This window comes from Rheinheimera sp. D18, assembly GCF_004345025.1.
GTDB classification, from domain to species: Bacteria; Pseudomonadota; Gammaproteobacteria; order Enterobacterales; family Alteromonadaceae; genus Alishewanella; species Alishewanella metallidurans.
The window spans coordinates 854,555-868,081 of sequence record NZ_CP037745.1 but is presented as its reverse complement, the minus strand read 5'-3'; the positions used below and the strand labels follow the sequence as shown (position 1 = coordinate 868,081).

Annotated in this window: 15 protein-coding genes; 7 read left to right on the top strand and 8 right to left on the bottom strand. The window is 45.2% G+C overall.

Annotated features, from left to right (window positions below; all coding sequences use genetic code 11):
- Positions 1 to 29 precede the first annotated feature (29 nt).
- From lepB to rpoE, 6 genes are all read right to left on the bottom strand, one after another.
- Positions 30 to 950 carry a signal peptidase I gene (gene lepB / locus E0Z06_RS04175; RefSeq protein ID WP_132582173.1) on the bottom strand — a complete coding sequence of 307 codons (921 nt, stop codon included), beginning with the start codon at positions 948 to 950 and terminating at the stop codon, positions 30 to 32.
- A 13-nt stretch (positions 951 to 963) separates the two neighbouring features.
- Entirely contained in the window at positions 964 to 2,763 is a 1,800-nt protein-coding gene (gene lepA, locus E0Z06_RS04170) for a translation elongation factor 4 (RefSeq protein WP_132582171.1), read from the bottom strand.
- A gap of 172 nt (positions 2,764 to 2,935) precedes the next feature.
- Entirely contained in the window at positions 2,936 to 3,391 is a 456-nt protein-coding gene (locus tag E0Z06_RS04165; RefSeq protein ID WP_132582169.1) for a SoxR reducing system RseC family protein, read from the bottom strand.
- The gene (locus tag E0Z06_RS04160) at positions 3,391 to 4,320 is read right to left on the bottom strand and encodes a MucB/RseB C-terminal domain-containing protein (protein WP_243695558.1); all 930 of its coding nucleotides are present in this window, start codon (positions 4,318 to 4,320) and stop codon (positions 3,391 to 3,393) included. The genes E0Z06_RS04165 and E0Z06_RS04160 overlap by 1 nt, the downstream gene beginning before the upstream one ends.
- Positions 4,320 to 4,940 (bottom strand): RseA family anti-sigma factor, encoded by a 621-nt coding sequence (locus E0Z06_RS04155; RefSeq protein ID WP_132582167.1) that lies wholly within the window; start codon positions 4,938 to 4,940, stop codon positions 4,320 to 4,322. The genes E0Z06_RS04160 and E0Z06_RS04155 overlap by 1 nt, the downstream gene beginning before the upstream one ends.
- 39 nt (positions 4,941 to 4,979) lie before the next feature.
- On the bottom strand, positions 4,980 to 5,555 hold the full coding sequence (gene rpoE / locus E0Z06_RS04150) for an RNA polymerase sigma factor RpoE (protein ID WP_132582165.1): 576 nt from the start codon (positions 5,553 to 5,555) through the stop codon (positions 4,980 to 4,982).
- A 148-nt stretch (positions 5,556 to 5,703) separates the two neighbouring features.
- On the opposite strand from rpoE, the gene nadB reads away from it, so the two are divergent.
- Positions 5,704 to 7,326 carry an L-aspartate oxidase gene (gene nadB, locus E0Z06_RS04145; RefSeq protein ID WP_132582163.1) on the top strand — a complete coding sequence of 541 codons (1,623 nt, stop codon included), beginning with the start codon at positions 5,704 to 5,706 and terminating at the stop codon, positions 7,324 to 7,326.
- On the opposite strand, the gene E0Z06_RS04140 is transcribed toward nadB, so the two are convergent.
- Together E0Z06_RS04140 and E0Z06_RS04135 are read right to left on the bottom strand one after the other, a co-directional pair.
- Positions 7,323 to 7,757, bottom strand: coding sequence for a protein YgfX (locus E0Z06_RS04140; protein WP_132582161.1), 435 nt, complete (start codon positions 7,755 to 7,757; stop codon positions 7,323 to 7,325). The two genes, nadB and E0Z06_RS04140, sit on opposite strands and share 4 nt — an antisense overlap.
- Positions 7,744 to 7,995, bottom strand: a complete 252-nt coding sequence (locus tag E0Z06_RS04135; RefSeq protein WP_132582159.1) for a succinate dehydrogenase assembly factor 2 — start codon at positions 7,993 to 7,995, stop codon at positions 7,744 to 7,746. The genes E0Z06_RS04140 and E0Z06_RS04135 overlap by 14 nt, the downstream gene beginning before the upstream one ends.
- 152 nt (positions 7,996 to 8,147) lie before the next feature.
- Between E0Z06_RS04135 and ygfZ the strand changes: the two genes are divergently transcribed.
- From ygfZ to E0Z06_RS04105, 6 genes are all read left to right on the top strand, one after another.
- Positions 8,148 to 9,116 carry a tRNA-modifying protein YgfZ gene (ygfZ, locus tag E0Z06_RS04130; RefSeq protein ID WP_132582157.1) on the top strand — a complete coding sequence of 323 codons (969 nt, stop codon included), beginning with the start codon at positions 8,148 to 8,150 and terminating at the stop codon, positions 9,114 to 9,116.
- 10 nt (positions 9,117 to 9,126) lie between these two features.
- Positions 9,127 to 9,612 (top strand): peptidylprolyl isomerase, encoded by a 486-nt coding sequence (locus E0Z06_RS04125; RefSeq protein WP_132582155.1) that lies wholly within the window; start codon positions 9,127 to 9,129, stop codon positions 9,610 to 9,612.
- A 47-nt stretch (positions 9,613 to 9,659) separates the two neighbouring features.
- Positions 9,660 to 10,673, top strand: coding sequence for a DUF2804 domain-containing protein (locus tag E0Z06_RS04120; RefSeq protein WP_132582153.1), 1,014 nt, complete (start codon positions 9,660 to 9,662; stop codon positions 10,671 to 10,673).
- 101 nt (positions 10,674 to 10,774) lie between these two features.
- A complete protein-coding gene (locus tag E0Z06_RS04115) occupies positions 10,775 to 11,725 on the top strand; it encodes a M23 family metallopeptidase (protein ID WP_132582151.1) in 951 nt (316 codons plus the stop codon).
- Between the two features lie 8 nt (positions 11,726 to 11,733).
- A complete protein-coding gene (locus tag E0Z06_RS04110) occupies positions 11,734 to 12,063 on the top strand; it encodes a polymer-forming cytoskeletal protein (protein ID WP_243695557.1) in 330 nt (109 codons plus the stop codon).
- A 94-nt stretch (positions 12,064 to 12,157) separates the two neighbouring features.
- Positions 12,158 to 13,477, top strand: a complete 1,320-nt coding sequence (locus tag E0Z06_RS04105; RefSeq protein ID WP_132582147.1) for an amidohydrolase — start codon at positions 12,158 to 12,160, stop codon at positions 13,475 to 13,477.
- The last annotated feature ends 50 nt before the right edge of the window (positions 13,478 to 13,527 follow it).

The window sequence follows — 13,527 nt, the reverse complement described above, 5'->3', positions numbered from 1 at the left end:
GTTTGTCTCTTAAACGGGTGCGCTGGCGCTTAGTGAATACTGCCAAGCCGGTCAAACCGCACGCCTGTAGGTATCCAGCCTGGGATCCAGCTATTTTCATCAGTATTAAATTCGAAGCTCATCCAAATAAATACCGCCTTACCCACCATATTGTCTTCTGGCACAAAACCCCAAAACCTGCCATCACCGCTATTGTCACGGTTATCACCTAAGACGAAATAATGGCCATCGGGTACGACAAACTCGTCAATCGCTGTGCCGTTTTGTTTATAAAATAACTCGGTATACTCGCGACGCGCCGGTGTTTGCAATATATCGTGTGCTACGGTACCAAGCTGTTCGGTGTAACGGCGTTGCGGGTATTGTTGCTGGTAAAACTCGCCTTCGTTTTTCAAGCTAAGCGCTATGCTTTCCAATGCAGGACAGTCGGCTTTAAGCTCTTGAGTACACGCTGGTTGAATAAATAACTGCTTATTTCGATAAATAACGCGGTCGCCAGGCAAACCGATGACTCGTTTAATATAGTCTATCGTAGGCTGTTTCGGGTATTTAAACACGGCAACATCACCACGTTGCGGCTTAGCATTACTATAAAGCGTTTTACGCCACACCGGGTCTTTTACGTCGTATGAGAACTTTTCAACTAAAATAAAATCGCCTACTAACAAAGTTGGCATCATTGAACCTGATGGAATTTGAAACGGTTCATACATAAACGAGCGGAAAATAGTAATTAACGCTATTACCGGAAATATCGACTTAGCGGTTTCGACCCACTGCGGTTCTTTTAGCAACTCGTCACTCAGTGCGGTTGGCACGTCGTTACTGGCAGATTGCACTGCGGTAAGTTTCTGCTGTCGTTTTGGCGCCAATACATAAATATCAAGCAACCAAATTAAACCACTAACCAATGTTGCCAATACCAGTGCAATTGCAAAGTAACCTGCCATGTATAACCCTTAATTAACTACCAACTTTCAAAATGGCCAAGAAGGCTTCTTGTGGTACTTCTACGTTACCCACTTGCTTCATGCGTTTTTTACCGTCTTTCTGCTTTTGCAGCAGCTTTTTCTTACGGCTTATATCGCCACCGTAACATTTTGCTAGTACGTTTTTACGCATTTGCTTAATGGTGGTACGAGCAATAACGTGATTACCAATAGCCGCTTGAATGGCGATATCAAACATCTGGCGAGGAATAAGCTCTCTTAATTTCTCTGCCAACAAACGACCACGGCCTTGAGCAAAATCGATATGACTGATAATAGCTAAAGCATCAACCCGTTCACCATTAATTAAAATATCTACCCGCTGCATATTGGATACTTGAAAACGCTTAAACGCATAATCTAAAGATGCATAACCACGGCTGGTCGACTTTAAACGGTCAAAGAAGTCCATTACCACTTCTGCCATTGGCAGCTCATAAGTTATGGCAACTTGACGGCCGTGATACAACATATTGGTTTGCACGCCACGCTTTTCTATACACAGTGTAATAACACTACCTAAGTATTCTTGTGGCACTAAAATATGCGCTTCCACTATAGGTTCGCGTATTTCTTCAATATCATTTACCGCAGGCAACGCACTTGGGTTATCAACCATTACTACTGTGCCGTCTTTTTTCAGCACTTCATACACTACGGTCGGGGCGGTGGTAATAAGGTCAAGATCGTACTCGCGCTCTAAGCGTTCCTGAATAATTTCCATGTGCAACATGCCAAGGAAACCAATACGGAAGCCAAAGCCTAGCGCGCCAGAACTTTCTGGTTCATAAAATAATGACGAGTCGTTTAGGCTTAATTTTGATAAGGCGTCACGGAAGTCTTCGTAATCATCGCTTGATACCGGAAACACACCAGCATATACCTGCGGCTTTATGCGTTTAAAACCAGGTAGTGGCGTTTGTGCGCTGTTTTTTGCCAGTGTTAACGTATCACCAACCGGTGCACCTTTAACTTCTTTGATGCCAGCGATAATAAAGCCTACTTCACCGGTTTTCAATTCGCCAGTATTGGTCGCTTTAGGGCTAAAGGTACCAATTTTATCTACTTCGTAAGATAGGCCTGTCGACATAACTTTAATTTTGTCTTTTGCCTTAATCGAACCGTGTTTTACTCTTACCAGCGACACAACGCCTTGGTAGGCATCAAACCATGAGTCAATGATCAACGCCTGTGTAGGCTGATCAGGCTCACCTTCTGGAGGTGGTATTTTCTTAACTATGGTTTCAAGCACATCTTTAATGCCTAAGCCAGTTTTAGCAGAACACTGCACCGCACCTATGGCTTCAATACCTATAATGTCTTCAATTTCTTGTGCTACGCGGTCGGGATCGGCCTGAGGTAAGTCAATTTTGTTTAGTACTGGCAGTACTTCTAAATTCATTTCTAGTGCGGTGTAACAGTTTGCTACCGTTTGCGCTTCAACGCCCTGCCCAGCATCAACGACCAATAATGCCCCTTCACAAGCCGCCAACGAGCGGCTAACTTCATAGGTAAAGTCAACGTGGCCAGGTGTATCGATGAAATTTAACTGATAGGTTTCGCCATCATCGGCAGTGTAATTTAAGGTTACACTTTGTGCTTTAATCGTAATGCCGCGCTCGCGCTCAAGATCCATAGAATCCAGCACTTGTTGCTGCATTTCGCGGTCAGACAAACCGCCACAATATTGAATTAGCCGATCAGATAACGTCGATTTACCGTGGTCTATATGGGCGATGATAGAAAAATTTCTGATGTGATTAAGTTTAGGCATTTTGTCCGCAAAACAGTAAGCGTCATGCAAGGCCGCAAACTTTGCTATAGCAAGTTACAACCTCCTGCATTAACGCGGGTTATTTCGATAAATTAGTGCGAATTGTACTCTATCCGTTGCCAGCTGGCTATGTGTTATTAACGGCCAATGTTAAGCTTACGCTATGGCAGCGCTATTTTAACGCGTAAGGTTTAATACCTAACGAAGGCAAAATTTCAAGAATATGAATTTTGGTGGTTTTTTCTTGCTTAACGCCATAATAGCGCGCCAACATAAAGCCAATGGTTGCCCCTAACGCTGCAGCCAACATTATCCAACCTTCACTAAACCCAGCAGCGTTAGCTAATAAGGCCAACACCATCATCAATATTAATGGCAGTAAGTACACCATTAACGCGGCCATCACTAGGCTGTCTTCTTGCAAGCCAATTTTCACTTGCTCGCCAGGTAGTAATTTAAGCTCACTTGGCACAAAAAAATGGATGTTTTTTGGCGTAAGGGTTTTCGCAACTATGCCCGTACCGCAATCATCGCTAACGTTACAAGCATTGCAGCTGGATACGGGCGTAGTGGTTAACCAAATACCGTTATATTCTGTTGATACCACTGTGGCAATTTCTTCTACCATTAGCGCACTGCCGCGGCCAGCTGACGGGCGGTATCAATACTTACTGGGCCAATAACGGTAACCTCTAATTGGTTTGCCGTTTGCACATAAATAGTGGTGGCACCGTCTCGATACGCTTGGGTTGGCAAATGTTGGGGGTTTTGCACAAATACTGACACCTGATGCAAACCGTCACTCAATAGCCAGTAGCTAAGTAAGCTTTTTTCTAACTGCGGAATACTGGCCGGCTCTGCCACCTCGGTATAGCCTTCCGGTAGCCACGTTAATTTTTGATTATTATTTGCCAATGCCTTATTTGTCACTGAAGTGGCTGCGGGTAATTCGGCCTCCATTAACGCGCGTAAACTGTCAGGCATCTCTGGATTAATTTGCATATGAGTAACTAACCAGCGCTCTAATGCATTTTGCTGATCAGATAAGGTATCTATTCTAAGCGGAAAGCCGGATTCATCATCTAACCATAACCAGTAGTTATAGCGCCCAGCATTTTTTGCCGTTAATCGAAGTAGCTGAGCACTGCGACCTGACATTAGCGAGCTGCTACCTGCAACAGCATTATATAATTTACTAATTTCTTGTTTAGATTCAAAAAATAACGCGGGCAATTCTGGAATACTATGGCTCTGCGTAACAAAAGCAGGCCGGTCAGCTAATAAATAATAAACAATAGCGTCGCGGCGTAAAATATCTACGCCACTGGTATCTAAAGGAATAAGGTGTTCAATTTCTTGGTTTTCAGTGCGGCCATGTAACCAACGATAAGTATCTACTTTACCGCCTTTTAACACGACAAAAGAGGTATCAAAATTATATTGCTTAACAGCGTGTTGAACCTTATCGAACAATGCCCAGCCTGCTTGTTCAGCTTGGGCAAGTCCTGACACTACTATCAACACTATGGCACTACATACGCCAGAGAATCGCATCATTATTGCTCGTTTTGTTCAGACCCATTGTGAGGTGTCGCACTTTGCTTCGCCTGCTGCGTTTGCTCCATTACTCGCAATTGTTGGCGATGGGCATTTAACATAGCCTGTAGCCGCTTTTGTTGCTCAAGCATAGCCTGTTGTTCCTGCGCAGCAAAACGATCGGTTACTGTGGTTTGGCTTAAGCTCACTGGCGTAGCAAAACCGGCAATAGGTTGCGTTTGCAATAATGGTTGCGGCGTTAAGTATTCTTCACCCTGTTGATACTGTTGAACACCAAACACGGCAATTAACGCTACTGCAGCGGCAATACCGCCTTGTGCCACCGGTTGTAACCAGCTGCCGTTGGCTGCAACAGCAACATACGCCTTAATACGCTGCATTAAGTTACGGTCAGACTGTAATTGATATACCGGTTCATCAGCCAGTTGTGCCATAAAATTATCAGCAAAGTTAGCAGGTAGTGCACTTGATACTTCACTACGCATGGCCGAGCCTATCAGATGGTAACGCTGTAACTTTTGCTGTAGCTGGGCATCACCAAGCAAGCTATCAAGCTGTACCTTAGTTAGTGCCTTGTTATCACTGGCAGCAGAGAGCCAATCCTGATTTTCTGACGACATAATGTTTCCTGTCCTAATTACTGGTTTTTGCTCTGACTGCTAGCTTATTAACGGCTTAAGCTGCAAATCAATGGCTTCACGCGCTCTGAAAATACGACTGCGAACAGTACCTATTGGGCACCCCATCACTTCCGCGATCTCTTCGTAACTTAACCCTTCAAGTTCACGCAACGTAATTGCTGTGCGTAGCTCGTCTGGTAATTTTTCAATGGTGCCAAACACCACATTACGTATCTCATCAGACAACAATAGCTTTTCTGGTGAGCCTTGTTCTTTTAACGCATCGCTGCCTTCATAGTACTCGGCATCTTCTACGTCAACATCTGTTGCCGGTGGCTTGCGGCCATTGGCAACTAAATAATTCTTAGCACTGTTTACCGCTATACGATACAGCCAAGTATAAAATGCACTTTCACCGCGAAAACCTGGCATAGCTCGGTACGCTTTAATAAAAGCTTCCTGAGCGACATCTGCTACGTCTCCGTGGTTAGAGACGTAACGCGAAATTAAGTTCGCGATCCGGTGCTGATATTTTTTTACTAGTACATTAAACGCAGCTTTATCGCCTTGCTGCACGCGCTGGACAATCTGCCAGTCCAATTCTTGCTCGCTCATGTTCGAGCCTTTCCCCTGTAATACTGTCTGTTATGCTAACTGGCGTTGGTCTAGCTTGCTGGTATGACCGTACAACGCAGAAATAGTTCTGTTAAATATGGCAAAATAGTTACAATGGCCAGACATAAACTGATAGCAAGTGTATCGCATGACGCAAGCAAAAGAATATCTTTGTGACGTTTTAATTATTGGCAGTGGCGCCGCAGGGCTATCGCTGGCTTTGCAGTTGGCCGACAGCGCTAAAGTACTGGTACTAAGTAAAGGCCCATTACGTGAAGGGTCAACCTTTTATGCTCAGGGCGGTATTGCGGCAGTATTTGACGAAAACGACAGCATTGCCTCGCATGTTAACGACACCTTAATCGCTGGTGCCGGTTTATGCGATAAAACTGCCGTGCAGTTTACTGCCGGTAATGCCAAAGCGGCGATGGAGTGGCTTATTGCCCAAGGCGTGCCCTTTGACCAGTATCAAGATGAAGATGGCGGGCTTAAATATCACCTCACCCGTGAAGGTGGCCACAGCCACCGCCGTATTTTGCATGCTGCAGATGCGACCGGGCAAGCTGTACAAATTGCCTTAGTTGATAAAGTAAAAGCACACCCGAATATTCAATTGCTAGAAAACTACAATGCGATAGATCTGATTAACGGCAGTAAAATTAAGCAAAATGTTAAACGTTGCTATGGCGCCTATATTTGGAATAAAAATGCCGCCAAGGTTGAAATAGTTCGCGCGCGCTTTATAGCTTTAGCTACCGGCGGCGCAAGTAAAGTATACCTTTATACGAGTAACCCTGATGTTGCCAGTGGCGACGGCATTGCAATGGCGTGGCGTGCTGGTTGTCGTGTTGCTAATATGGAATTTAACCAGTTTCACCCAACTAGTCTGTATCATCCAGATGCACCCAACTTTTTAATTACTGAAGCCATGCGTGGTGAAGGCGCCTATTTAAAACGGCCTGACGGCAGCCGTTTTATGCCCGAATTTGATGAGCGCGCTGAATTAGCTCCTCGTGATATTGTCGCCCGCGCGATTGATTACGAAATGAAGCGGCTTGGCGCAAACTGCGTGTATTTAGATATTAGCCATAAACCAAAAAACTTTATTATTGAACACTTTCCGACAATTTATGCCAAGTGCTTAAGTGTAGGCATTGATATCACCCGTCAACCGATACCTGTAGTGCCAGCAGCTCACTATACTTGTGGCGGCGTTATGACCAATCTTAATGGTCAAACCGATATTGAAAATTTATATGCAGTGGGCGAAGTCGCTTACACCGGTTTACATGGTGCTAACCGCATGGCAAGTAACTCATTACTTGAGTGTGTCGTATTTGCTAGAGCAGCTGCTAAGCATATTTTGGCACAGCTAGACCCTAGTAGCGATTTACCCTTGTTGCCGCCGTGGGACGACAGCCGCGTTAGCGACTCGGATGAAGAAGTGGTTATTACCCACAACTGGCATGAGCTAAGGTTATTTATGTGGGATTACGTTGGTATAGTCCGCACCAACAAGCGCTTAGAACGCGCATTGCATCGGGTTGAATTATTGCAGCGTGAAATTCGCGAGTACTACCGGCACTTTCGTCTTAGCCATAACTTGCTAGAGTTACGCAATTTGGTGCAAGTTGCCGAGCTGATTATACGTTGTGCCATGCAGCGCAATGAAAGTCGCGGTTTGCATTACAATTTAGATTACCCCGACAAACTAGCTGTTAGCCAGCCGTCAATACTGACACCAAAGGATACAGCGAGCAGCGATAACTAAACGCTGCGGGTAGATAAAGCCGACCAGTTACACTGGTTAATTGCCCGAGCCAGTGCTCTGAACTGCTCATCAGAGCACTGATCGACAAAAACCCAACGCTGATGCAGACGGTGATGTAAATTATCGCGCCAGCACAACTTAAGTGCGTAAGGGCAAATAAGCCCACCTGCGCTTAAGTTGCCACTACCCGCAATTTTACCAAACCACTGTAAACCGCCGTCTAAGTTTAACGCCAACGTAGCAGTTACTGTTAATCGTTGAAACTGCGCGAACCATTGCCAATAATAGGTAAACGACGCCACAGCTACTATATACAGCCAAAATCCAGTTAATGGCGAGAACGCCAACACCAATGCTGGCATAAATGCCAGCAAGATCAGCGCCGCTTTCGCATAACGCGATGGCCGTATAACAATATTATACGCGGACACGATCCAAAATTACCTGGATCAATGCCTGTATCGCCGCGTCTGATGATTTAGCATGTCCCATAAACCAAGAAAATAAATCGGGATCATCAGCAGCAAGTAAACGTTCAAAATCGTACTTCTGCTCTAGCGTCAGTGCGTCATAACCCTCTTCAACAAACGGAGCCAACAATACATCTAGCTCGAGCATACCGCGACGACACGCCCAGCGCAGCCGTGGTTTAATCATTAAGTCAGTCATAATTTTCCTTGAAAAACATTCTGCCACTGCAGACCGAGTAAGATTACTGTTGCCAATTCTAACAAAAATTCCTAAACAGGGTTGAGCTTTTACGCGTTTCCCCCAATCATAGGCTTATACGTTGTCCGCCAGATATAGAGTACAAAATTATTATGCATACATCTTGGTTAACCGCTGAACAATACGCTAGCTTATCTAGTCAAGTTCAAGGCGCATTTATTGCGCCTCTGCCCGCTTTTGAAAGCTTGTTAATAGGTGGCGTTGATAATCGAAAGTATTTGCAAGGCCAAACTACCTGCGACCTTGACCAATTAACCAATGATAACTTTTTACATGGCGCTCACTGTGATGCCAAAGGTAAAATGTGGTCACAGTTTTATTTAGCCACCATAGATGAGCAACTAATTAGTATTGCCTTTCGTGATGAGATGGCCGCCTCTAGCGCGCAGTGGAAAAAGTTTGGTGTATTTTCCAAAGTGAGCTTTAGTAGTGGCCAACAACAATACGCGGTGTTTGGCTTAGGTGGAGACAATATAGCAACACTAATTAGCGAGCTCGGTTTTGCCGTACCGCCAATCGGTAGTGTAAGTCGATATAATGGCGCTCTATTGCTCGCCCTAGCCGAGGGACACTTCTTATTACTTGCGCCATTAGATACAGCTAAGCAGCTAATGGCACAGCCATTGCCATTTGCGGCGCCAAACGTCTGGTTGGCTCAGCATATTCGCTATGGTTATAGCTATTTAGAGCAGCCACTAATTGGCGCACTGGTGCCTCAAATGCTTAATTTACAAGCGCTAGACGCCATTAGCTTTACTAAAGGCTGTTACATTGGCCAAGAAACCGTTGCTAGATTAAAATACCGTGGTGGTAACAAAAGGGCTGCTTATATACTGCAAGCAAATAGCGCCGACTTGCCTGCCGCAGGTACAGATATTGAAATACAACTAGGTGAAAACTGGCGCCGAAGCGGCCAGGTTGTCAACGCAGCGAATATTAACAACCAATTATGGTTAATTGCTGTGTTGCCTAACGATATAACGCCGGCTGACTCATTGCGGCTTAGCAGCGATAGTGCACCAGCGCTTAGCATAGTGCCGTTACCTTACTCGTTAAATTAAAGAGGTTTTCATGACCATTTCTCAGGACAAAGTTGTCGCCATGCATTATACCGTTACCGATCATCAAGGTAACGAATTAGACTCCTCCGCTGGCGGCGAGCCTTTAGTCTTTATATATGGCCACGGTTCACTGATACCAGGTTTAGAACAAGCATTAGTCGGTAAAACTGCAGGTGATAAATTTACCGCTGATATTGCCGCAGTAGAAGCCTACGGTGAGCGCCATGACGCACTAACTCAAGCTGTACCAAAATCAATGTTCGATAATATGGATGTTGCTGTAGGCATGCGTTTTCGCGCTGCCGGCCCTGATGGGCGCGAGCAGTCGGTTATTGTGCTTGAAGTAACCGAAAACGAAGTTGTAGTAGACGGTAACCATCCATTGTCTGGCATAGACTTGCGCTTTGACGTTGAAGTAATACTTGTACGCGATGCCACCGAAGAAGAGCTAGATCACGGCCACGTTCATGGCTTAGATGGTCATGCTGATCATTAAGCTTTTATCATAATGCTGGCCCGTATTGGCCAGCTTGATAGCTTATTATGCCAAACCAACTAACCGAAAATCCTCTGTTCAATTGCTATGGCCAACCACGGTTTGGTCATTTTGCTACACCTATAACCCAGCTTAATATCGACAGCTTTGCCTATTTTAATCTAATGGACAAACCGGCATCGGCCCTGGCGAAATATCTGCATTTTAAACAGTTTCAATTTATTAGTATTAGTCATGCTAACTGGCAAATTGGTATCGCTATCGCTGACATTCGTTATGCAACTACTGCTTTTTGTTATTTTTACGATCGCAACAGCAAAACCTTAGATGAAGTTAGCCTACTTAAACCGCTCAGTTTGGGTGTAGTCATGAGCGCCTCACCCGTATCTGGCACAGCAAGCGTACGCGGTAAGCAGCAAATACGTATTACCCCAACCGGCTACAACTGGCAGCTGTCACTCAAGGGTGAGCTATTAACCGGCGAGCTACAGCTGCAAGGCGGCGTAGCACCTCAGCCGCTAGCCTTATGCACCCCCACTGGATACAACGGCTGGACCTATACGCAAAAACACAATGCGCTTAGGTTACAAGGTGAGCTTAAGTATCGCGGCCAAGCTCTGGATTTAAGCAGCGCCTTAGCCGGTTATGACTTTTCTGCTGGCTATATGCGTCGTGAAACCAGTTGGCGTTGGGGTAGTATTAGCGCACAACTGCCACAAGGCTGTTTTGGTTTAAATTTAGCTAATGGCGTTAACGAAACAGGCACTACAGAAAACTGTTTATGGCTCAATGGTAAAAAGCAGCTATTAGCACCAATAAATATCAATTTTAATCGCCAGTTACCGCAGCGAACCTGGCAATTTAGCAGTTCAGATCAACAGGTAAATTTACAATTTACACCGCAACACTGTAGGCAAGAACGACTAAATTTTGGTTTATTAGCCAGTAATTTTCGTCAATATTGCGGTGTGTTTTGCGGTGAAATACAGTTAGAAAACGGTGAGAAACTTTATTTAGATCAAACGCCTGGTTTAGCTGAAGACCATTTTGCTCGCTGGTAACGTTCTATTAGCAATAGCCAGTAAGTTCTTGACAAAGCCTATAAAGACACTTATTTTCCCCTTCCTATGTATTTATCAACCATTGAGCGAAAGCTACCTAAATGAAAGATCGTATTATCATTTCTGTGTCGACAATCAATGGTACTCGCCATTTTAATGTCAGCAAATTATTTAAGCGCAACGCGATTATCGCAATGTGGCTGCTGCTGTTCAGTCTTATTATCACGGCTGCAGTTATTGATTACTTAGTGCGCACCGTAGATAAAAGTAAAGCGCAACGCGTTCAACTTGCGTCTCAAGCCAATACCTTGCGCAGTGAAATAGACACCTTACAAAACAATAAGTTACAGCTGCAACAAGAGCTGACACTGAAGAAAGATGAAATGCTACAAGTAATAAATCGGGTCGGTGAAATTGAGCTGGCGCTGGGTTTAGAACAACAATATCCACAGAATTTAGAAGGCCGGCTAGATACCGCTAGTATTAACTCAGCAGCTCGCCAAGCTATGTTGCAAGTAGTGCCTAATGGCTCTCCGTTAGAGTTTAACCGACGCTCATCCCGTTTTGGCTTGCGTCAACATCCAATTTTGGGTACACAAAAGCACCACAAAGGTGTCGATTTATCTGCCAGCCGTGGCACGCCGGTTTACGCGCCTGCCGATGGCGTAATTGAGGTTGTACGTACCAGTAAAGAAGGTTATGGCAATCTACTTAAAATGCGCCATGCGTTTGGTTTTTCTACGCTTTACGCCCATCTTGATAGTTTCAAAGTAAAAAGCGGTGACTTTGTGCATCGAGGCGAGCTAATTGCTACCTCGGGTAGTACTGGGTTATCTACCGCGCCACATCTTCATTACGAAGTACATTTCCTTGATCGAACGCTGAACCCACAAAGTTTTATGGATTGGGACTCAGCAAATTTTGATCTGGTGTTTGAGAAGGAAAGGAGCATTAAATGGGATTCTTTAGTAAGCATGCTGGAAACCAAGGTAAGCACGCAGTTACAACTGTCATCGCACAAGGATGTACAGTTAACGGCAATATCCGATTAAGCGGTGATGTGCAGGTTGACGGTTATATTGAAGGCAAAGTGGTCTGTGATCGATCACTCATTATCAGCGCTTCAGGCCGCGTAAAAGGCGAAGTTACTGCTGATAAAATTATTATTAATGGCATATTTGATGGCGAATGCTACGCCAACGCAGTAGAAATTTTACCGCAAGGTAAAGCCCATGGTGTTGTGCACTGTGATGATTTAAGCATCGAGCGCGGTGGTAGCTTCTTAGGTAAAACCTTGGCCACCTCTTCTGATCAGGTTATTAGCCTGCCTAAAGCAGAAAACGAGGACCAAGCTAAACCGTCGCTGGAAAATAAAACGGCTAAAAATTAAACCGCAACCAACGTGTGATTGGTCGCAAACACTGGCGTTTTGTTTCTACCTGCTTTAGGTTAAATGCACTATTTAAACCTAAGGCAGTATAACAATGAAAAAAACGCTTCTTGCCAGTTTAGTGTGTTTTAGCAGTTTTTCGCTCATGGCGGCAAACTCGCTACCCGAACAAATTCAACAAGACTACAAACAGCACCTTGGTGCCCTATTCACTCATTTTCATCAACACCCTGAACTTTCGCATATGGAAACCCAAACTGCTAAGCGTTTAGCTAAAGAGCTACGCGCAGCAGGCTTTGACGTTACCGAAGGTGTGGGTAAAACCGGTGTCGTCGCCATAATGAAAAACGGTGCTGGCCCACTAGTAATGATGCGTGCGGATATGGATGGTCTGCCGTTGGCAGAAAAGTCGGGGCTAGCTTACGCGTCTAAAGTGGTACAAAAAGACTGGGACGGTAATGAGGTAGGCGTAATGCACGCTTGCGGCCATGACGTGCATATTACTAGCTTGGTAGGTACAGCTCGGCGTATGGCCGCAATGAAAGATCAGTGGTCTGGCACGTTAATGCTAGTTGGCCAACCCGCCGAAGAGCGCGTAGGTGGTGCTAAAGGCATGATGGACGACAATATTTGGGGTCGTTTCGGTCAACCCGATTATGCCTTAGCGTTTCACGTGTCGTCTGACATTGAAACTGGCAAAATTGTCGCCGAAGAAGGCTCGCCTTATTCAGGTGTCGACAGTGTTGATATTCTTATTCACGGCGTGGGCGCACACGGCGCCAGCCCGCATCGCGGTAAAGATCCTATCGTGCTAGGTGCACAAATTGTTATGGCACTGCAAACCATTGTAAGCCGTGAAATTGCGCCCAGAGAAGCAGCGCTAATTACCGTAGGTAGCTTTCATAGCGGCACCAAAAATAATATCATTTCTGACCAAGCGCTACTGCAACTTACTGTGCGTAACGATAACTGGGAAACCCGCGAATACTTAATGGCCGCTATTAAGCGCGTAGCAGAAAACCTAGGCCGAGCCGCAGGTTTACCTGAAGACCAACTGCCTGAAGTGACTATTTCTGACGAGCCAACACCACCAACAGTAAATAATATTCCGCTAACGCAGCGGCTTAAAAAAGCGTGGGCCGCCAATATGGGCGACAAAATATTTGATAATAGCTATCAGCGCTTAGGCATGGGCGCAGAAGACTTTCCATTTTTCACTACTAAACCTTACATTCCTAGCACTTACTTTGCCGTAGGTGGCACACCACCTGAAGCCTTTGCAGCAGAGAAAGCCGGTGGCCCAGCAGTACCAAGCCATCACAGCCCATTATTTAAAATTAGCCCTAAACCAGCCATAACCACCGGCGTAGAGGCCACAGTTATCGCTTTATTAGATTTAATGCCAAAGCGCTAAACTAGACGTTAATTCATTGGCAGATAGACGGCAAGGTAGCCTTAGTTACC

Coding starts and splice junctions, on each gene's coding strand:
- E0Z06_RS04155 (WP_132582167.1), bottom strand. CDS start 4,940: ATGTCGTCAGAAAATCAGGATTGGCTCTCTGCTGCCAGTGATAACAAG.
- nadB (WP_132582163.1), top strand. CDS start 5,704: ATGACGCAAGCAAAAGAATATCTTTGTGACGTTTTAATTATTGGCAGT.
- E0Z06_RS04125 (WP_132582155.1), top strand. CDS start 9,127: ATGACCATTTCTCAGGACAAAGTTGTCGCCATGCATTATACCGTTACC.
- E0Z06_RS04115 (WP_132582151.1), top strand. CDS start 10,775: ATGAAAGATCGTATTATCATTTCTGTGTCGACAATCAATGGTACTCGC.
- E0Z06_RS04160 (WP_243695558.1), bottom strand. CDS start 4,320: ATGATGCGATTCTCTGGCGTATGTAGTGCCATAGTGTTGATAGTAGTG.
- E0Z06_RS04105 (WP_132582147.1), top strand. CDS start 12,158: ATGAAAAAAACGCTTCTTGCCAGTTTAGTGTGTTTTAGCAGTTTTTCG.
- lepB (WP_132582173.1), bottom strand. CDS start 950: ATGGCAGGTTACTTTGCAATTGCACTGGTATTGGCAACATTGGTTAGT.
- E0Z06_RS04135 (WP_132582159.1), bottom strand. CDS start 7,995: ATGACTGACTTAATGATTAAACCACGGCTGCGCTGGGCGTGTCGTCGC.
- E0Z06_RS04120 (WP_132582153.1), top strand. CDS start 9,660: ATGCCAAACCAACTAACCGAAAATCCTCTGTTCAATTGCTATGGCCAA.
- E0Z06_RS04165 (WP_132582169.1), bottom strand. CDS start 3,391: ATGGTAGAAGAAATTGCCACAGTGGTATCAACAGAATATAACGGTATT.
- ygfZ (WP_132582157.1), top strand. CDS start 8,148: ATGCATACATCTTGGTTAACCGCTGAACAATACGCTAGCTTATCTAGT.
- lepA (WP_132582171.1), bottom strand. CDS start 2,763: ATGCCTAAACTTAATCACATCAGAAATTTTTCTATCATCGCCCATATA.
- rpoE (WP_132582165.1), bottom strand. CDS start 5,555: ATGAGCGAGCAAGAATTGGACTGGCAGATTGTCCAGCGCGTGCAGCAA.